General features: G+C 37.7%; 22 protein-coding genes. 12 read left to right on the top strand and 10 right to left on the bottom strand.

The genetic code is table 11. From position 1 onward, the window contains the following. Position 1 precedes the first annotated feature (1 nt). Positions 2–1,030 (top strand): hemin-degrading factor, encoded by a 1,029-nt coding sequence (locus HQN83_RS17400; RefSeq protein ID WP_173091720.1) that lies wholly within the window; start codon positions 2–4, stop codon positions 1,028–1,030. Between the two features lie 190 nt (positions 1,031–1,220). Here HQN83_RS17400 and HQN83_RS17395 read toward each other — a convergent pair whose 3' ends face one another. Genes HQN83_RS17395 through HQN83_RS17385 form a run of 3 tightly spaced genes read right to left on the bottom strand, consistent with a single transcriptional unit; the run spans position 1,221 to position 3,598 of the window. Further along, on the bottom strand, positions 1,221–2,105 hold the full coding sequence (locus HQN83_RS17395; RefSeq protein WP_108203271.1) for a class I SAM-dependent methyltransferase: 885 nt from the start codon (positions 2,103–2,105) through the stop codon (positions 1,221–1,223). A gap of 9 nt (positions 2,106–2,114) precedes the next feature. Then, on the bottom strand, positions 2,115–2,867 hold the full coding sequence (locus HQN83_RS17390; protein ID WP_173091718.1) for an ABC transporter ATP-binding protein: 753 nt from the start codon (positions 2,865–2,867) through the stop codon (positions 2,115–2,117). Next, complete coding sequence (locus tag HQN83_RS17385) at positions 2,864–3,598, bottom strand: MlaE family ABC transporter permease (protein ID WP_068890118.1); 735 nt, start codon at positions 3,596–3,598, stop codon at positions 2,864–2,866. Before HQN83_RS17385 ends, HQN83_RS17390 begins: the two co-directional genes overlap by 4 nt. A gap of 159 nt (positions 3,599–3,757) precedes the next feature. Between HQN83_RS17385 and HQN83_RS17380 the strand changes: the two genes are divergently transcribed. The 6 genes from HQN83_RS17380 (at position 3,758) to HQN83_RS17355 (ending at position 10,100) form a co-directional block, all read left to right on the top strand. Then, on the top strand, positions 3,758–4,447 hold the full coding sequence (locus HQN83_RS17380) for an SDR family NAD(P)-dependent oxidoreductase (protein WP_173091716.1): 690 nt from the start codon (positions 3,758–3,760) through the stop codon (positions 4,445–4,447). A gap of 20 nt (positions 4,448–4,467) precedes the next feature. After that, positions 4,468–5,169, top strand: a complete 702-nt coding sequence (locus tag HQN83_RS17375) for a PspC domain-containing protein (protein ID WP_173091714.1) — start codon at positions 4,468–4,470, stop codon at positions 5,167–5,169. 1 nt (position 5,170) lies between these two features. Further along, positions 5,171–6,103, top strand: coding sequence for a LiaF transmembrane domain-containing protein (locus tag HQN83_RS17370; RefSeq protein WP_173091712.1), 933 nt, complete (start codon positions 5,171–5,173; stop codon positions 6,101–6,103). Between the two features lie 196 nt (positions 6,104–6,299). Continuing rightward, a complete protein-coding gene (locus tag HQN83_RS17365) occupies positions 6,300–6,914 on the top strand; it encodes an RDD family protein (RefSeq protein WP_173091710.1) in 615 nt (204 codons plus the stop codon). Between the two features lie 49 nt (positions 6,915–6,963). Next, complete coding sequence (gene ispG / locus HQN83_RS17360; protein WP_173091708.1) at positions 6,964–8,961, top strand: (E)-4-hydroxy-3-methylbut-2-enyl-diphosphate synthase; 1,998 nt, start codon at positions 6,964–6,966, stop codon at positions 8,959–8,961. 23 nt (positions 8,962–8,984) lie between these two features. Beyond that, a complete protein-coding gene (locus tag HQN83_RS17355) occupies positions 8,985–10,100 on the top strand; it encodes a Gfo/Idh/MocA family protein (protein ID WP_173091706.1) in 1,116 nt (371 codons plus the stop codon). 9 nt (positions 10,101–10,109) lie between these two features. Here HQN83_RS17355 and nudK read toward each other — a convergent pair whose 3' ends face one another. Then, positions 10,110–10,694, bottom strand: a complete 585-nt coding sequence (gene nudK / locus HQN83_RS17350; protein ID WP_173091704.1) for a GDP-mannose pyrophosphatase NudK — start codon at positions 10,692–10,694, stop codon at positions 10,110–10,112. 51 nt (positions 10,695–10,745) lie between these two features. On the opposite strand from nudK, the gene HQN83_RS17345 reads away from it, so the two are divergent. Beyond that, complete coding sequence (locus HQN83_RS17345) at positions 10,746–11,501, top strand: DeoR/GlpR family DNA-binding transcription regulator (RefSeq protein ID WP_173091702.1); 756 nt, start codon at positions 10,746–10,748, stop codon at positions 11,499–11,501. A gap of 1 nt (position 11,502) precedes the next feature. On the opposite strand, the gene arsB is transcribed toward HQN83_RS17345, so the two are convergent. From arsB to HQN83_RS17325, 4 genes are read right to left on the bottom strand one after another with little or no spacing between them, the layout of a single operon-like run. After that, on the bottom strand, positions 11,503–12,564 hold the full coding sequence (gene arsB, locus HQN83_RS17340; RefSeq protein ID WP_173091700.1) for an ACR3 family arsenite efflux transporter: 1,062 nt from the start codon (positions 12,562–12,564) through the stop codon (positions 11,503–11,505). 6 nt (positions 12,565–12,570) lie between these two features. After that, positions 12,571–12,984, bottom strand: a complete 414-nt coding sequence (locus tag HQN83_RS17335) for an arsenate reductase ArsC (RefSeq protein WP_173091698.1) — start codon at positions 12,982–12,984, stop codon at positions 12,571–12,573. 7 nt (positions 12,985–12,991) lie between these two features. Then, a complete protein-coding gene (locus HQN83_RS17330) occupies positions 12,992–13,561 on the bottom strand; it encodes a DUF6428 family protein (RefSeq protein WP_173091696.1) in 570 nt (189 codons plus the stop codon). 55 nt (positions 13,562–13,616) lie between these two features. Then, positions 13,617–13,946, bottom strand: a complete 330-nt coding sequence (locus tag HQN83_RS17325; protein ID WP_173091694.1) for an ArsR/SmtB family transcription factor — start codon at positions 13,944–13,946, stop codon at positions 13,617–13,619. A 336-nt stretch (positions 13,947–14,282) separates the two neighbouring features. Between HQN83_RS17325 and HQN83_RS17320 the strand changes: the two genes are divergently transcribed. Beyond that, on the top strand, positions 14,283–14,429 hold the full coding sequence (locus HQN83_RS17320) for a hypothetical protein (protein WP_173091692.1): 147 nt from the start codon (positions 14,283–14,285) through the stop codon (positions 14,427–14,429). Between the two features lie 2 nt (positions 14,430–14,431). Here the strand turns inward: HQN83_RS17320 and HQN83_RS17315 are convergent, their stop codons facing one another. After that, positions 14,432–14,617, bottom strand: a complete 186-nt coding sequence (locus HQN83_RS17315) for a YtxH domain-containing protein (protein ID WP_173091690.1) — start codon at positions 14,615–14,617, stop codon at positions 14,432–14,434. A 223-nt stretch (positions 14,618–14,840) separates the two neighbouring features. On the opposite strand from HQN83_RS17315, the gene HQN83_RS17310 reads away from it, so the two are divergent. The 3 genes from HQN83_RS17310 (at position 14,841) to HQN83_RS17300 (ending at position 17,919) form a co-directional block, all read left to right on the top strand. Next, positions 14,841–15,839 carry a ligand-binding sensor domain-containing protein gene (locus HQN83_RS17310; RefSeq protein WP_173091688.1) on the top strand — a complete coding sequence of 333 codons (999 nt, stop codon included), beginning with the start codon at positions 14,841–14,843 and terminating at the stop codon, positions 15,837–15,839. Between the two features lie 26 nt (positions 15,840–15,865). After that, entirely contained in the window at positions 15,866–17,332 is a 1,467-nt protein-coding gene (locus tag HQN83_RS17305) for a gluconokinase (RefSeq protein WP_173091686.1), read from the top strand. Positions 17,333–17,403: 71 nt separating this feature from the next. Beyond that, positions 17,404–17,919 (top strand): DUF2911 domain-containing protein, encoded by a 516-nt coding sequence (locus HQN83_RS17300; protein ID WP_173091684.1) that lies wholly within the window; start codon positions 17,404–17,406, stop codon positions 17,917–17,919. Positions 17,920–18,135: 216 nt separating this feature from the next. Here HQN83_RS17300 and HQN83_RS17295 read toward each other — a convergent pair whose 3' ends face one another. Next, entirely contained in the window at positions 18,136–18,954 is an 819-nt protein-coding gene (locus HQN83_RS17295) for an alpha/beta hydrolase family protein (RefSeq protein ID WP_173091682.1), read from the bottom strand. Positions 18,955–19,034: the final 80 nt, after the last annotated feature.

Genomic DNA, 19,034 nt, shown 5'->3' with positions numbered 1-19,034 from the left:
AATGGAAAAGATATTAGATTTAAAAAGCCAATGGGAAGCATTTAAAACAGAAAACCCAAAAGTACGTATCAGAGATGCTGCAAAACAACTGGGTACTAGTGAAGCTGAATTAATTGCAACAACTGTAAATTCAACTGCTATCCGTTTGCAGGATCAGTTCCAGGAAATATTAAAAGAAGTTGAAAGTTTAGGCTATGTAATGGCTTTGACCCGTAATGACTTTTGTGTTCATGAGCGTAAAGGAATATATAAAAAAGTATCCTTTAATGGAATGATGGGATTGGCAGTAAATCCTGATATCGATTTAAGGCTATTTATGAATGCATGGAAATCGGCTTTTGCTGTTGATGAAAATGCTCGCAAAAGCTTGCAGTTTTTTGGTAAGGATGGTGAGGCTATTCACAAAATCTACATAACAGATACAAGCGATGTTGATGCTTACGAGGCATTGGTTAAAAAATATACGGCAGAAGATCAGACTGCTGCATTAGAAATAATTACTGAGAAAGTTGCTGCTGTAGAAAAACCGGATCAGGAAGTTGATGCAGAATCATTTAAGAAAGAATGGTTGGCATTAAAGGATACGCACGATTTTCATGGTTTGTTAAGAAATTATGGATTGAGTCGTACTCAGGGTTTGCGTTTAGCACCTGAAGGTCATGCTACACAAATTACAACCGACTCGCTAAAAGCTATTTTAACCAAAGCTTCTGAAACAGATTTGGAGATCATGGTCTTTACTTCAAGTGCAGGATGTATCCAGATTCACACAGGTTTAGTGAAGAAACTTGTTCAAACTGGTCCGTGGTTTAATGTATTAGACCCTGAATTTAACATGCACCTTCGTGAAGATGGTATCGCTAATGTATGGCTGGTTAAAAAGCCAACAAGTGATGGTATTGTAACTAGTATTGAAGTGTTTGATAAAGATGGAAATATCATTGTTCAGTTCTTTGGAAAACGTAAACCAGGTATTCCTGAAAATGAAAACTGGAGAATGATAGCAAATGAATTAGCTGTAATTGCATAAACAGCGAAAGAAACTTAAGCAGTAAGGTGTTACTGGGTTTAAGTGTGTTTAGAGACGCCGGTTTAGGTCCCGGCGTCTTTTTTATTTCTTTCTTCAGTCGTCCTGAAATAGACTACGAATGATAGGGTAGCCTCGTCATGCTAAATTCAGGGTTGAATTCAGGATGACGGTAGTGCGGATAGCAAATTGCTTATTTAAACGTATTGAATTTACCAAAAACTCCTAATGGCAATTTAATGCCAGAAGTAGCCTGTAAATACAATTCTCCAGTTTCTAAATTTCTTACCTGAGGAAACGAAGTTTTAATCAAGTTCTCTACAATAACTGATGAGAAACCTAAAGAGTAGGTGTTTAAGATCAGGAAGTGTTCTTCCTCATCTAATAACTGCACTACATCTTGCATCATTTCCTGAATATGGTCTTCCAGTTTCCATTTCTCTCCATTTGGCCCATGACCAAAAGCAGGAGGGTCTAAGATAATACCGTTATATTTTTTACCGCGTTTAAGCTCTCTCTTTACAAACTTTAAAGCATCCTCAACTACCCAACGCACATCTTTAAGTTTAGAAAGCTCCTGGTTTTCATTAGCCCAGTTTACTACTTGTTTAATGGAATCAACGTGAGTTGTATCTGCTCCGGCAGCTTTCGCAATTAGCGAAGCAGCACCGGTATAGGCAAACAAGTTTAATACTTTAGGACTTGGAGTTTTAAATTTCTTTATTGACGAAGAAATATAATCCCAGTTTACCGCTTGTTCAGGGAAAACACCAACATGTTTAAATGAGGTTAATCCCAAACGCAGGTTAATAGTTACATCATCATTTTTATACTCAACATTCCAACGATCAGGTAAATGAGCAGAGTTTTTAACCCATTCTCCAGAGGTAGCAGAACGACCTTTAAATCTGATGTGGGTTTGTTTTTTCCAGTCGTTTTCAGACAAGGTTTTTTTCCAAACGGCTTGAGGCTCTGGTCTGGACAATACCAGATTACCAAAACGTTCTAATTTTTCAAAATCACCACAGTCGATCAGCTCATAATCTTTCCAATGCGTGGGTGTTAGCAGGCTTATCATAATTATATATTAAAACTTTCCTTTTGCAGCCTTCATAAAGCGGCTTGCAAAAACGAAATCATTTAGTTCTTGAATTTCAGTATGGGCGATCTCTTTATTAGATCCTTCCCAGAATTTCTTGCCTTCGTGCAAGAAAAGAATATAGTCGCCGATACCCATAACAGAGTTCATATCGTGGGTAACAACTATTGTTGTTGTATTGTATTCTTCAGTAAGTTCCTTAATCAACTCATCAATTACGATAGAAGTTTTCGGATCAAGACCAGAGTTGGGTTCATCAACAAACAAATACTTTGGGTTCATGGCAATAGCACGGGCAATACCCACACGTTTTTTCATACCACCCGAAAGCTCAGCTGGGAAAAGTTTGTTTTTTCCTTCAAGGTTTACGCGTTCCAAACAGAAGTTTACACGATCCAGCTTTTCTTTACGATCCTGTTCGGTAAACATATTTAAAGGGAACATAATGTTCTCCTCAACAGTCATTGAATCAAATAATGCAGAACCTTGGAAAAGCATACCGATCTCTTTTCTGATCTCTATCTTCTCTTCGAAGTTCATTGAAGTAAACTCACGACCATCGTATTCTACACTGCCTTGTTCAGGGTGGTGTAGGCCGATCATACATTTAAGTAATGTGGTTTTACCGGAACCGGAACCACCAATGATCAGGTTAGTTACACCAGCTTCAAACTTACCGGAAATTCCCTGTAGTACTTTGTTGCTGCCAAATGATTTGTGTATGTCCTTAATCTCGATCATAATAATAACTGGGTTACAATGTAATCACATGCCAATATAGTAATACAACTCACAACAACAGCTCTGGTACTTGCCTGCGCTACTTCAAGCGCACCGCCTTTTACATAAAAACCTTCGTATGCAGGAACAGAGGTAATGATAAAACCAAATACAAAGGCCTTTACAAGGGCAACAACAATGGTATAAGGATTAAAATCAGTAGTAATACCCTGAATATATTCGGCAGGAGTAACAGCACCAGATAAAGTACCACCAATGTATCCGCCAGTAATGCTTAAGAACATTGACATAATAACCAATAACGGAACCATGGTAATACCTGCTATAATTTTTGGTAGGATAAGATAACCGGGAGAGTTAATCCCCATAATCTCTAGTGCATCAATCTGCTCACTTACACGCATTGTGCCAATTTCAGATGAAATTGCAGAACCAATTTTACCTGCCAAAACAATTGCCGTAATGGTAGGACTAAGCTCTAGAATACTTGAATCTCTGTTTACAGAACCAATGATGGTTTTAGGAATAAAATCACTAACCAACTGGAAGGCAATTTGTAATGTCATTACCGCTCCTATAAAAGTAGAAATAATGGCGATTAGCCCAAGGGAACCTACCCCTACAAAATCCATTTGTTTAAAGATGGCCTTCAAGTATATTTTAAACTTTTCGGGCTTTCTAAATACCGCTTTCAATAAAAGTAGGTACCTGCCAAAATTGGTGAAATTCATTCAATGAAAAATTAGCTAAAGTATTTGTGCAATATTATTACAAAGAAACAATAAAAAGTTGAAATCGTACTAATCCCTTTTTCTAACCAATCTTTGCCTATTAATGTTTTGCCATGTGGTGGTTTTTTGTATTATTGTGTTAAATAAGATGTTTAAACAATGAAAGCAATTATTACCGGCGCTACTAAAGGGATTGGAAAGGCCATTGCAATAAAGCTGGCAGAGAATGGGTATGATTTAGCAGTGTGTTCGAGAAGTACGACCGAACTGGAGCGTTTTGCTGAAGAACTAAAGTATACCGGGGTGAAGGTATTTACTTATCAGGCAGATTGCATTGTGAAAGATGAAGTGTATGCATTCTGCAATGCGGTGAAAAATGAAATGTCGGAAGTTGATGTTTTAGTGAATAATGCAGGCATGTTTTTGCAGGGGTCTATACTTGATGAGGCTGATGATCAGCTTGAAAAGCAACTAAATCTCAATCTTAATGCAGCTTATTACCTATCTAAGTTTTTTGGTAAAATGATGCGTACAAGGCAGTCAGGCCATATTTTTAACATATGTTCGGTAGCCAGTAAACAAAATGCAGAAAATGCAGGTAGCTATAGTGTAACTAAAGCGGCATTGCTAAGTCTTAATAGTGTATTTAGGGATGAATTATCAAAATACAACGTTAAGGTAACGGCCGTACTACCAGGTTCTACATTAACCTCATCATGGGAGGGAACAGAAATCCCAGCTGATCGGTTTGTACAACCAGAAGATATTGCCAATACCATATACACCATTTTAAATTTAAGCAGTGGCGTAAATGTTGATGAGATAACTATGAAGCCGATACAGTTTTAAAATATAGGAGGAAATATATTATGGACAAGAGATTATTTAGAAATGAGCATGAGAAAGTAATTGCAGGTGTGTCATCTGGAATTGCAGAGTACATGGAGGTGGATGTGACGATAATCAGATTATTGTTCGTACTCTCAACCATCTTTTTAGTTGGAACAGGGATTTTGGTGTATGTCATCATGTGGATTGTAGTACCTGTAAATAACGATCCGGCAAAAAGATTTTCAAAATTTAATGACTTTTATAAAGGGCCACAAAACAACCCTTTTAACTCGCCAAATGCGTTCTCGCAACCTTTTCAAAACCCGGTTGAAACTCCAAACCCCGCGCAATCGCAAAGTTGGACTTCATCGACAGTAAATGAAGGAGGTTTTACTACTGAACAGAAACAACCTGAGTTTAAGCCTTATCAAAAAAGTGATACTGGCCGAACAATAGGGGGACTGTTTTTACTCGTAATAGGTATGTATTTTTTAATGAACGAGTTTAATATTATCCCTTTCTGGTTTAGCATAAGTAAGTTGTGGCCACTGGTATTTGTTGCAATAGGGGTAAGCTTTATTCTTAAATCTAAAAGAAAAGATGCGTGGGAAGAGTGGAAAAGACAAAATACTCAGGATAGCCCAGCTGAACCGTTAAATCCTACACCTACAGATGTTCCTGAAAACCCAGCTACAGGCGAAAGTAAAATAGACGATAGATTCACCAAAAAAGATATATAAGATGAAACTGGATAGAGTAATGTGGGGTATTGTACTGCTTTTTATAGGTGGGGTACTCCTTTTAGAGAACTTTCATATAATCGATTTTTACTGGCGTAATGTATGGCGTTTCTGGCCAATATTTTTAATCATTGCGGGTGTAAATATTCTTTTTAACAAGAACAAATCACAGGTGGGTGGAATGATATCTATCGGGATTCTTGTGATTACTTTAGGCGTTCTGTTTTACAAAGGCAGACAAGCCCCGGAAGATAGAGTATGGTCGAATTCGCATATTGAAGAAGATGTAAATTTTGATAATAATGAATCTGAACATTTAAGCTTTTCGCACCCTTTTACTGACTCTGCATCTACCAAAACTGTTTTGAATATCTCTGGCGGCGGAACATCTTTTGATCTTAAAGGTCCAACGGATAGCTTAATCACTGCTGATGTACAAAAAAGAGGAGGAACCTTTTCATTGCAAACAGAAAAAACTGATAGTGTAACTACGGTTAATTTTAAAATGAAAGGCAACTCTAAATGGAATATGGGTGATGGGGGGAATGACGTTGATATGAAATTAAATATCAAGCCTACCTGGGAAATTCATATGAGCATGGGTGCCGGAGAAGTAGATTTCGATCTTTCGGAATACAAAGTACGCGCTTTCACTTTTGATGGTGGTGCAGCAGCTTTGAATATTAAGATTGGAGATTTATTGCCTATCACAGATGTGAATGTGAAAACAGGTGTAGCAGATGTTAAAATTAAAATCCCAACAAATTCAGGATGCAGGATTAAAACCAAAACAGGTCTTTCATCAAAAGACTTTACCGGATTTACTAAATTGGAGGATGGTACTTATGAAACTCCAAACTATAAAGCATCAGTAAAAAAGATATTTATCAATTTAGATGGAGGATTGAGTAGCTTTGAGGTAAATCGCTATTAACCGATCGTCATCTTACACTAGTCCGTCATCCTTCACCAATTCGTCATCCTGAATTTATTTCAGGATCACTCAAGAGAAAGGTGGCCTGGCAAGTGAGAGGTCCTGAAATAAATTCAGGATGACGATTGCTTTAGCTAAACGGTTAATAAAATGCGATTCGCAAATCTTGATTCAGGATGACAACAAATGATAAATAATGCAGAATGAAATTGAATATACCGTTGTAATAAACGGAAAGCCGGAAGGCCCATATCAATTAGAACAATTAAAGTCACTAAATATCCGCCCTGAAACTTTTATCAGGAAGCCAGGGATGGATGATTATAAAGAAGCTCACGAGTTACAAGAACTGCGTGAGCTTCTTGGTTTTACATTTCAAAAAACCGCACCTCAATACTTTGCTTCTTTTGATCAGCGTTTACTCGCTTCTGTTATAGATTATTTTTTCTTAACACTCGCTTACGTATTGCTGGTACTGTTAAGTTTCATCTTTATAGAAGAGAAAACTCAGCGCATTATGGTAGCATTAGCAGGATTACCGCTTATCTCTATTGCTAAATTCATTTATAGCAGTATAGCTGAAGCATCTGATAAACAAGCTACTATTGGTAAGCGATTGCTTAATATTAAAGTCACAGACCTTGGTGGAAATAAGATCAGTTTAAACAACGCCTATGGCCGAAATGCTGCTAAGATATTATCTGTAGCACCATTCTTTTTCGGCTATTTATATAGCTTTCTGAATAAGAAACAACAATGTTTTCATGATTTGGCGGCTGATACATTGGTTATAAAAGACCGATTGATCTGACATTACAGTTATAAACATAATCTTTATCTTTGTAGCACATTAGTAAGTCATGGAAAAAGTATTTGATCAGAGCACGTTACAGAAAGAGTTAAAAGGCGGGTATTGTAACAGTTTAACCCAGTATTCAAGGTTTCTAACCAGAGAGGTTAGTATCGGGGATATCCCTATGGGAGGATTAAATCCAATCCGTATCCAATCTATGACTACAACTGATACCATGGATACTTTGGGTACGGTTGAGCAAACCATTAGAATGGTAAACTCAGGTTGCGAGTACGTTCGTATTACTGCTCCAAGTATGAAGGAAGCAGATAATCTTGCTAATATTAAAAAAGAACTAAGGTTTCGTGGCTATAATGTGCCTTTGGTTGCCGATATCCACTTTACGCCAAATGCTGCTGAAGCTGCGGCCCGTATTGTTGAAAAGGTAAGGGTAAACCCGGGAAATTACGCAGATAAGAAACGCTTCGAAAATATTGAATATACCCAGCAAGCTTATCAGGCTGAGCTGGATCGCATATACAAGAAATTTACACCTCTGGTAAAGATCTGTAAGGAATATGGAACGGCAATGCGCATTGGTACTAACCACGGCTCATTATCCGATCGTATCATGAGCCATTATGGCGATACACCGAGAGGGATGGTTGAGTCGGCAATGGAATTTATCCGCATGTGCGAAGACCAGAATTATTACAATCTGGTAATCTCAATGAAAGCCAGTAATACACAGATTATGGTTCAGGCGTACCGTTTATTGGTAGAAACCATGGTGAAAGAGGGGATGAATTATCCTTTGCACCTTGGAGTAACTGAGGCAGGTGATGGAGAAGATGGTCGTATTAAATCGGCAGTTGGTATCGGAACATTATTGGAAGACGGATTGGGTGATACCATTAGAGTTTCCCTAACTGAAGATCCTGAATTTGAAGCTCCGGTTGCAAAAGCATTGGCTTTAAGGTATGAAACCAGAGCGTTGTTAAGTGAAGAGAATTCAAATATCGCCGAACAACGGGAAAGCATTACTGTTAAAGACCTTCCTTATAATCCTTACGAGTACAATCGCAGGCATACTGAACCTGTACAACATATTGGCGGTCATCATCATCCTGTAGTGATGATTGATGTATCTAAAGAAAACTTAAAAGACCCTTATTTTTTAACTTCAGTTGGTTATAAATATAGTGCTGGATTAGATAAGTATAACATGGCCGATCAGGCTACTGATATGGTTTATCTTGGTGATGCATTGCCTTCATTCTCTTTTCCAGGGAATTTAAAGCAGATTTACAATTATCAAACCTGGTTAAATTTAAAGGATAAGAACAACTGTCATCCTTTGTTTTTATTTGATGAATATATTGCCGCTGATGTTAAAGATGAGCATTTAAACCTAGTTAGTATAAAAGCTGAAGAGGCTGCTGATAAAGACCTTTCTAAGTTGCAGCCTAACGTTGTTGTGGTATTAGATACTACTGCTGCACACGGTATGGCAATGCAAAGGGAGTTCTTTGTATCCTTAATAAAGAATAATCTGCAAGTTCCGGTTATCATAAAAAGAGAATATCCGGGTGTTAATGCTGATGATCTGATGCTATTTGCAGCCACTGATCTGGGCGCTTTATTTACGGATGGACTTGGTGATGGTGTATGGATCAGTGCGGATGAAGCGATAAGCTTATCATTAATTAACTCTACAAGTTTTGGTATTTTACAAGCTACACGTACTCGTATTTCTAAAACTGAATATATTTCTTGTCCAAGCTGCGGACGTACATTGTTCGACCTTCAGGAAACTACTCAACTTATCCGTTCACGTACCGATCATTTAAAAGGGATCAAAATAGGTATTATGGGTTGTATTGTAAACGGTCCCGGCGAAATGGCTGATGCTGATTACGGATACGTTGGTACTGGTCCTGATAAAATCACCTTATATCGTGGAAAAGAGGTTGTAAAGAAAAATGTGAATTCTGCTCGTGCACTTGATGATCTGATTGAATTGATTAGAGAAGATGGTAATTGGGTAGAAGTAAAAAATGTGTAAATTGTGTTTTAAATAACGCAATTATGGATTCACGTCGTGACTTTTTACAGAAACTAGGACTTTCTTCTATTGTTTTGCCTTTTGTACCGCTTTCGGGCTGGGCAGAAAGTTTAATTGAACCTGAAACTTATGACGGACCTGTATTACGTGTTGCCATTATGGGGTTAGGCGGTTATGGAAGCCGTGTAGCCGATGCTATGCAGTCTTGTGTAAAAGCTAAACTGGTAGGTGTTATTAGTGGAACACCCTCTAAAATTAAGAACTGGCAGGACAAGTATGCTATTCCAGAGAAGAACTGTTATAACTATCAGAACTTTGACCAGATTAAGGACAATCCGGATATCGATGCAGTTTATGTAATAACTCCCAACGCGCTGCATCACGATCAGGTAATTCGTGTTGCTAAAGCTGGAAAACATGTTATTTGTGAGAAACCCATGGCAATAAGTCCTAAAGAAGGACAAGAAATGATTGATGCTTGTAAAAAAGCAAACGTGAAATTGCTGGTTGGTTATAGAATGCATTTTGAACCTAAAACACTAGAGGTTATCAGAATGAGGAATGCCGGTGAATTCGGAAAAGTCATGTTTTTTCAGGGTCAATGTGGTTTTAAAATAGGTGATCCAACCCAATGGCGATTGAATAAACAACTTGCAGGTGGAGGTTCAATGATGGATATCGGTATTTATGCCATTAATGGCTCCAGATACATGATTGGTGAAGAGCCGATGTGGGTAACTGCACAGGAAACTAAAACAAATCCTCAAATATTTAAAGAAGGGGTAGATGAAACTATTCAGTTCCAAATGGGATTTCCCGGAGGGGCAGTAGCTTCTTACTTGTCGAGCTATAACATCAATTACCTTGATAGGTTTTTCTTGTCAGGTGAAAAAGGTTTTGCCGAAATGCAACCTTCTACCGGCTATGGGCCAATAAAAGGGCGTACACATAAAGGTGAATTAACACAGCCACATACTACCCATCAAACCGTACAAATGGAAGAAATGGCCGGAATTATTTTAGAAGGAAAGGAACCGATTGTACCTGTAAATGGAGAAGAGGGATTAAAGGATCTGAAAATTATAGAAGCTATTTATCTTGCAGCTAAAACAGGTAAAAAGATTCCGCTAAAATTGTAAGCTCATTCATTAAGGAGCTTGCTCCATAATTTTTGAAAGTGCAAGATGTTGAAGTAACATGATCGTTTTTCCATCCTTAATCTCGCCTGTTGTGATCATTTGCATTGCGGTATTAAATGGTATTTCCAATACTTCAATATCTTCATCTTCTACGCCGCCCCCTACATTTGTTTTCATATCCGTAGTGTATTCGGCAATAAAGAAATATAGTTTTTCAGTAACCGAACCTGGGCTCATGTAAACCTCAAATACTTTTTGAACAGAGGATAATACGTAACCAGTTTCTTCCTCTGTTTCTCTGCGAATGGCTTCCTCCGGACTATTTTCATCAAGTAAACCGGCGCATGTTTCGATGAGCATTCCAGTAACGTTGCCATTAACATAAGTAGGAAAGCGGAATTGTTTAATGAGAATAACTGTTTGTAGTAGCCTGTTATACAATAGGATTGTAGCTCCGTTTCCACGATCATAGGTTTCTCTGCTTAATGTTTCCTGTATCCCTTTTTTGGTCAAGAAATTGAATGTGGTTTTCTTTAGAACATACCAGTCATCTGATAAAATTTCTTCTTTAATAATATTTACAGTGTTATTCATGACTGATTGTGATTAATAATGATTATTTTTGATCAAATGTAATTTATTAATATGAGTTTTCTGGAAAGAAAGAAAAAGATTTTAATGATACTTGATGAGTTTGATTCATTATCTGTAATGGAGATCTCGGAGAAATTATCAATATCTCCGGCAACAGTTAGAAGGGATTTGCAAGATCTTTCTGAAGAGGGCGTGTTGCAGCGAACGCATGGAGGTGCAATGAAACTGGACAATCTGCCATTGGTTGCATTCAATAAAAAACAAACTGCCAACGCAGGGAGCAAGCAAGAAATAGGTAAAGTGGCAGCTGCGAATGTGGTAGATGGAGATACTATATTTATGGATTGTGGAAGTACAGTATTTGCAATGTGCGCCCATTTAAAGAAGCTTAGTAGACTAAAGATCATTACCAATTCTCTGCCAATAGTGGCTGAATTAGTAGATGTGCCTGGCATTAGCATTAATCTGATTGGAGGTGAGCTGGATAAAGAACGTAGAGCTGTGCATGGGGATATGGCAGTTCAGCACATTGATAATTTTCATGCTGTCAAAGCTTTTGTAGGAGTGGATGGTGTGTCTGTAAAAAATGGTTTAACAGCTCATAGTGAGAAAGAGTCTCAAATAACAAAGGCTTTTCTGAGGAATGCGGAGCAGGTTTATTTACTTACCGACTCTTCAAAGATTGGAAAAGATGCCTATGTTAAATTTGAGGCCCTAAAAACAATAGACTTTTTAATTACCGATACTCAACTGGAACCTACCTTAAAAATGGAAATTGAGGAGCAAGGAGTGAAGGTGTTGCAATAGTTTATTTGTAATACTTTTTCCTAAACCAAAAAGCAACATTTACCAATGCAATGAGAGCCGGGACCTCAACTAATGGTCCTATTACTCCTGCAAATGCTTGTCCTGAATTGATACCAAAAACTCCAATTGCGACAGCTATTGCCAGTTCAAAATTATTGCCGGTTGCAGTAAAGGCAATTGCCGTATTTTTAGCATAATCTGCACCCAAATATTTACCCATAAGGAAGCTAAAGATGAACATGATAGCAAAATAGATAACCAATGGTATTGCTATCCGCAGTACATCCATAGGAATCTTTATGATCAGATCGCCCTTTAGACTAAACATGATCACAATTGTGAATAACAATGCGATAAGGGTGATGGGGGAGATGAGCGGGACAAATTTAGTCTGAAACCAGATTTCCCCTTTTAGTTTTATTAATCCATAACGGGTTATAAGACCCATTGCAAAAGGTATCCCGAGATAAATAGCTACGCTTTCAGCAATTTGGCCAATAGTGATATTAACTTCTAGTCCTTTTAATCCAAATAAAGGAGGCAAAACAGTGATAAAGATGTAAGCGAATACACTGTATAGTAAAACCTGAAAAATGCTGTTTAAGGCAATCAGACCAGCGGCATATTCTCTGTCACCCTCTGCAAGCTCGTTCCATACAACTACCATCGCAATGCATCTGGCAAGGCCGATAAGAATTAGGCCTACCATGTATTCTGGATAATCGTGTAAAAAAACGATAGCTAAAATAAACATAAGGATCGGTCCTATAATCCAGTTTAATATTAGGGATAGCGAGAGCACTTTAGTGTCTTTAAATACCCTTCCCATATTTTCATATTTAACTTTGGCCAGGGGAGGGTACATCATGAGAATCAATCCGATAGCCAGCGGAATATTTGTAGTTCCGCTGGAAAATGAATTGATAAGTGTGGATGAGGATGGAAACAAATATCCTATTCCAATACCAACGGCCATAGCAAGGAATATCCATAAGGTTAAGTAGCGATCGAGGAAGCTTAATTTTCTCCTTTCCCTTGCCGGGAAGCAATTAGTAGCGGACATTGATAATTAGATATTTGTTTTTATAAAGGTTTGTGCATACTGTTTGATCATCTCCCTTACAGTTCTAAATTGGGCTTTGATTTCTTCGTCAGTTCCTGTTGCTTTTGCTGGATCAGGAAAATTGTAATGGAATTTCTGAGCTTTAGTCGGAAAGTAAGGACAGCTTTCTTTAGCATTGTCACATACTGTGATGACGTAATCAAAATCAATATCCATGTACTCATTGATGTTGTTAGAAGTGTGAGACGAGATGTCGATATCATCTTCCTTCATGGTCTCAATAGCTTTCGGATTTACGCCATGCGTTTCTATTCCAGCACTATAAATCTCTGCTTTGTTGTTGGCAAAGTGTCTCAGGTAGCCTTCAGCAATCTGACTGCGGCAACTATTGCCGGTACATAATACAAGTATCTTTTTCATATTTTAATTAGCAGCAACCGCTACCTGGAGTGCAAGTGGCACCTTCAGCAGCAAAGTTTATCAATTGTATTTTTGGTTTTTCTTCTTTAACAGCAGGAGTACAGCATTCTTCACCTGTTTCTGTAGTGCCACAACTTCCGCCTCTATTGATGGCTTTGCATTGGGTGAAATCAGGGCTCAGGTTAACAATAAAGTTTCCATTATCTATGATAAATTCTCCGGGGTACATCTGACGGGTATCAAACTGAGAGTTTCCGAATTCTATCTTTACTATCGCCAGTGGATTTAATGGCAAGCTTTTTTCTACAAGTTCAACAATAGAGAGTGCTTTTTTAACCTGCATTGCTCTATCACTATCTCTAACAGATGGTTCCCAAAGTTGAACTATAATTTCAGTCCAAGTGTTCATAACACCTCCGCAATCCACAGATACGATAGGAGCTTGTTTAATTTCAGTGATATGATAAGAAGCATCAACCCACTTATCTTCTGCGTACTGAAATTGTAAAGTAAGTTCCGGGTTTTCCTGTAGTTTACTTTTAAATGTTTGCCAGTTGATTAATTCAGTTGTATTCATGATAATTTATTTAATTGTTTAATTGCAATATTGCGATAGATTGGTGCAAATTTTTTTAACAGCAGTTTGTCTTTAATTCATAGGTTGAAAAGAATCCGGATAGTTGTTGTTGAAGCTCCTTCCATACTGTTGGATTGATGCAGTAACAAACACTTACGCCTTCAATTGTCCCCTGAATAATGCCTGCAGTTTTCAGCTCTTTTAAATGTTGAGAGATAGTGGCCTGTGCTAGCCCAAGTTCTTCAACCAGATCTCCACAGATACAGGCATTGGCTTTAATAATCTGTTGCAAAATAGCAATGCGGGCGGGGTGGGCCATAGCTTTGAGCATTACCGCTAAGCGGTTTTGTTCTTCAGTAAATATTTCTGTTTTTGTAAGTCCCATAATTATGTATCGCAATATTACGATGTATTAGATGCAAAACAAAATCTTTTTAAATAAAGTAGTGTATCCTGACATTTCTAAGACTGTGTACTTGCTTTTAATAGATGGTTAGCTTATTCGGAGATTCTGCGCACCTGCTACGGAGATTCTGCGCACGAAAGTACCAATTTGTGTGCAAGCTGCGCAGGAGGTGCGCATTAGGTGCGGACTTTGCGCAGAGATGACCCTAATGTGAATACAAGAAAGTGGCAAGGATTAATTGTCAAAATATTGAAAATTACACTTCCTGATTACTAAAAATATTAGTAATTTTAATGAATATAATTTTACTGATTTATGAAGGGTATATCAATAACGCCGGAATTTAGGGCTCTATCTGCATCGGAATTGCAAAAACGCTGGAGAAAATCATCTACAGGAATGCCTAAGGACATTAAGAAAGTTCCGGTTTATTTTATTTGGGTACCTCAAAAAACTAAGTAACGTTAGTGCCGTTGTTTTTCAAGCTCTACTTTTAATTCGTCTTTTAAGTTTTTAGCTTTTTCCATCCATTCGGGTGCTTTATCTTTAATGTCATCAACTATTGAACGACCGGTGATGTCTTTTTTAGTTACATATTTAACTATCCCGTATACGGCGGCTCCTATTAGTGCAGTTTTAAATAATCCCATTTGTTTTAAATTTTAATGTACTTAAGGTTAACAAACAAAATTGAAAATGGTTTGAATGCTAAGCGCTGACATGTTGGTAGTTACTCGTAAAAATAAGTATTTGATGTTACCGGAATCTAATGGTCTTTCATGAAATATTGATTTTATCTGCACATTTATTGAATACCGGGTTGTTTAATTTTGCCTAATGCATTTTATCTGAAAAACATAAAGTCCGGTATTTATGAAAAGGCTATTAAGCTCTATTTTGATCCTTTCGCTTCTATTGAGTGGGTGTAAAAAGAAGAGTTTAGTAGCTGATCCGGATGTAATTGATGATGGCCTTGAACCTCCAAAAGGTTGGGGGATATATAATGCATCAAACTCTAAAATTGCCGATAATCAGATAAATGCTCTTTCTATTGATAACAATAATGTTAAGTGGGTAGGTACTGCTAACGGCTTGACGAGAATAGAGGGCAGTAATTGGATGGTTTTTGATGTCCAGAGTTCTCCTCTCCCTTCATTTTATATTACATCGGTTTTAACAGAAAATAATGGGGTAGTCTGGATTGGCACTGATAAGGGATTGGCTAAATATCATGATCAGAAATGGACTGTTTATAAAAAGTACAATAGTGCTCTACCTGATGAGTGTATTAGTTGTATGACCTATGATTCGGTTCGAAAAATTACCTGGATAGCAACAGCCAATGGTTTTGTAAGCATAGATGAGCGGAACAATTGGAAGGTATACGATGAATTGGGGGACGAAGCAATATACGATATGGAAGTAGATCGTAATGGCGCCTTATGGTTGGCTACCTTTAATCATTTCGCATTTAAAGGGAGAATTAGAAAATTTGATGAAAATGACTGGACCACTTTTAAGTTAGATGAACTTGGTTATAGGTCTGCTTTTCCCTATAGTTTAGCTATAGATAAACAGAATCAAGTGCTGGTTACATTAACAGGTACAGCTGAGAAATCGGTAATTCGCTTTAATGGTACAATTTGGGATGAGATTGCTGGTCCAGAAATGGCAAGGGGCTTAAATGCAGTAGCAATAGATAACGATAGAATTTGGGTTGGCGGATTCGATCTTTATCAATTTGGTGATAAAAATGGTGCTGTTTTATCTTCGCCTGATACTGATTCTCCCATTAAATGTATGGCAATTGATAGAAAGGGAGGTAAATGGTTGGGTACTATTTATGGAGGTCTCGTTGTTTATAGAGATTGATTATCTTGCAGTATTAAATTGTCATTATGGATTATGTTATAGGGATAGACATCGGTACGGGGAGTGTAAAGGCCGTATCTGTCGATCTTGAAGGTAAGTCGTTTGGGGCTGTTCAGCAGTATTATTCTTTTAACTCACCAAAACCTGGGTTTCATGAACAGAATCCAGAAGAAATCTGGGATGCTTTTAAGAAAAGTATGGATGAGATGATCGTTGAAGTTGGCAATATGCCAAAAGCAATATGTCTTAGCAGTGCAATGCATAGCCTTATACCTGTTGATGAAACTGGTGCCGCACTGGCTCCAATGATAACCTGGGCAGATAACAGAAGTGCCGAAATCGCTAAAAAACTAAGGCAGTCTGAAATTGGCTTGTCAATTTATAAGGCAACCGGTACACCACTACATGCAATGTCTCCTTTGTGCAAAATCATTTGGTTAAAGGAGAATGATCCGGATTTGTTTGCTCGTACATCTAAGTTCATTTCCATAAAAGAATACATTTGGTATAAGCTTTTCAAAGAATTTAAGATAGATCATTCTATAGCCTCATGTACAGGTTTGTTTGATGTTAATCAGCTAATTTGGCATAAAAATGCACTGAATATGGCGGGAATAGGCGATGAATTGCTTTCGGAGCCTGTACCAACAGATTATATGAAATTTCTTGAGTCGGGTGTGCCTGTGGTAATCGGTGCAAGTGATGGTTGCATGGCCAATCTGGGGAGTGGGGGTATTAAGCCTGGCATAGCTGTTATGACTATTGGCACAAGCGGTGCTGTACGAATTGCAAGTGATAGGCCCTTGCCAAACGAAAAGGCGATGACATTTAGCTACATTTTAGATAAACAAACTTTTATATGTGGCGGCCCAATAAATAACGGTGGTATTGCTTTGCAATGGTGGCTAAAAAGCAATAGTAAACAGGAATTAGAAGAAACCGATTATGACCAGCTTTTTGCAGAGGTTGCAGCAATAAAAGCAGGGAGTAATGGTTTGCTGTTTCTGCCTTACCTCACAGGAGATCGCGCACCAATATGGGATAGCGAAGGCTGCGGTGTGTTTTTTGGTGCAAAATTAGCACATGATAAAGGTCATTTTTCGAGAGCTGTACTGGAGGGAATTTGCTATGCCATGTACGATGTTCTTGTTGCTATTGAAGAAAATTCCGCCCCGGTTAAACAGATCAATATTAGTGGAGGAATTGTGAAATCAGAAATCTGGATGCAGATAATGGCAGACATAACCGGGAAAGATGTGGTGATTACACAAACTGAAGATGCTTCGGCTGTCGGTGCTGCTTTATTAGCAATGAAAACTCTCGGTTTAATTGGTAACTACCCTGATTTGTTAGCGACTGATTTAAAAACTATTAAGGCGAACTTTTCAAGCACAGAAATTTACTTGAGAAATTTTATCATTTATAAAAAGCTTTATGCTGACTTAAAGGATACCATGCACGAATTTCACAACATGAATGCTCAAAGGGACTAGCATTGGCCTTTATGAAAGGTGGTTATTTTATTAAAGTTATTTTCTTATCTTGGGGGTAAAAACCTAATAGTATGAAAAAAATATTTGTATTAACATTAATTGTCGGTTTGTTTACCGCAATGACTAGTTCTGCTCAGGAAGATAAAAGCAAAAGAGCAAGCCCACCAGATGCAGTAAAAGAAACCCTTGCATCTGGAGCTACTGTAAGTATTAATTACAGTCAGCCTTCAGTTAAAGGTCGTAAAATTGGCGGCGAAATTGCCCCTTATGGTAAAGTATGGCGTACAGGAGCTAATGAAGCTACCATATTTGAAGTAAGTAAAGATGTAAAAGTTGAAGGTAAAGCATTGCCTAAAGGTAAATACGCTTTGCATTCAATTCCTGGAGAAAATGAATGGACTATCATTTTTAACAAGAAATGGGATAAGTCTGGCACTGAATACAATGCAGCAGATGATGCATTATCAGTAAAAGTAAAACCTGGTAAAGCAGCTTCGGCAACAGAGAAAATGACTTTTAAAATTGAAAAATCAGGAAAAGTTAGCCTTTTGTGGGGTACTGTAGTAGTGCCGTTTACTGTTAAGTAGTCGGTAAAGAAATTCGAATGAAGAAGGGGTGTCATCAATGTTGATGACACCCTTTTTTATGCATGGTGTTTTGTAATGCAAACGTTGTTTTGTGCACCACGTCATCCTGAATTTATTTCAGGATCTCGTTTAAGCAGGTTTTATATTCTGTGAGAGGTTCTGAAATAAATTCAGGATGACGTGGTTTATGAAGTTATGTGTGTAAACACAAAGAACTTAACTAATAAATTGCAGCGTCTTTTCTACTACCTGCTGTAAGTGATCAGGTAAGCTTGATGAAGTATACGGATGTGATGCTCCATAAACATGATTGGCTCCTTCAATCTTTTGTATTTTTGCACTCAGTTGTTTCTGTGCCAATTGCTGTGCTACACTAAATTTCACATTTACATCATCATCGCCGTGCAGAATTAACCAAGGAATGCTTATTCGCTTGGCTGCATTAAGAATATTAAACTCTTCTTCGTGTTTATTAAAGTCTTCTAGCAAAGTGCTGTTTAAAGGCATCTTTTCTTTTGTTCGTGCATTTTCTACATAGATTTTGCCTGTTTTAGCCCATTCTTCTTCCTGTTCTTTTTTCCAGAGACTTGAAAAATCAGCTATTGATGACCATGTAATTAATTTACTGATTCTGGCATCGTTTGCGGCTTTTATTATTGATAATCCTCCACCTCTGCTATGTCCAATCAGGTAAATAGGAGAGGAGGGGTAGGTGCTCGAAACATAGTTAACAACCTGAGCAACATCAAAAAGCTCCTTGCTAAATGTATTCTCAGCAAAGGCTTCCATATCGGTTACATCATTCAGATTTTGCGCTGTTACTCCGCCGTGGCTAAGGTTAAACTTAACATAACGGTAGCCATTTTTGGCAAACCATTCAGCAATTAGGTTGTGTGCACCCCAATCTTTAAAGCCTTTAAAGCCGTGAACAAATATTATGGTGCCAATGTTTGTATTTTTATCGTCATATGTAGTGTCACCAAATATGGTTTTTTCGTTTGCTCCTTTTATTGTAAATTGCCCCTTTCGTATCATATATGACTGCATTTATGGTGTTTAGCCAATATAACAATTTTTATGTCGGGATGTTTAAATGAATCTAATTATTTAAAATC

The organism is Pedobacter foliorum (assembly GCF_013266735.1).
Taxonomy (GTDB): domain Bacteria; phylum Bacteroidota; class Bacteroidia; order Sphingobacteriales; family Sphingobacteriaceae; genus Pedobacter; species Pedobacter foliorum.
This window is presented reverse-complemented; position numbering and strand designations above follow the sequence as displayed.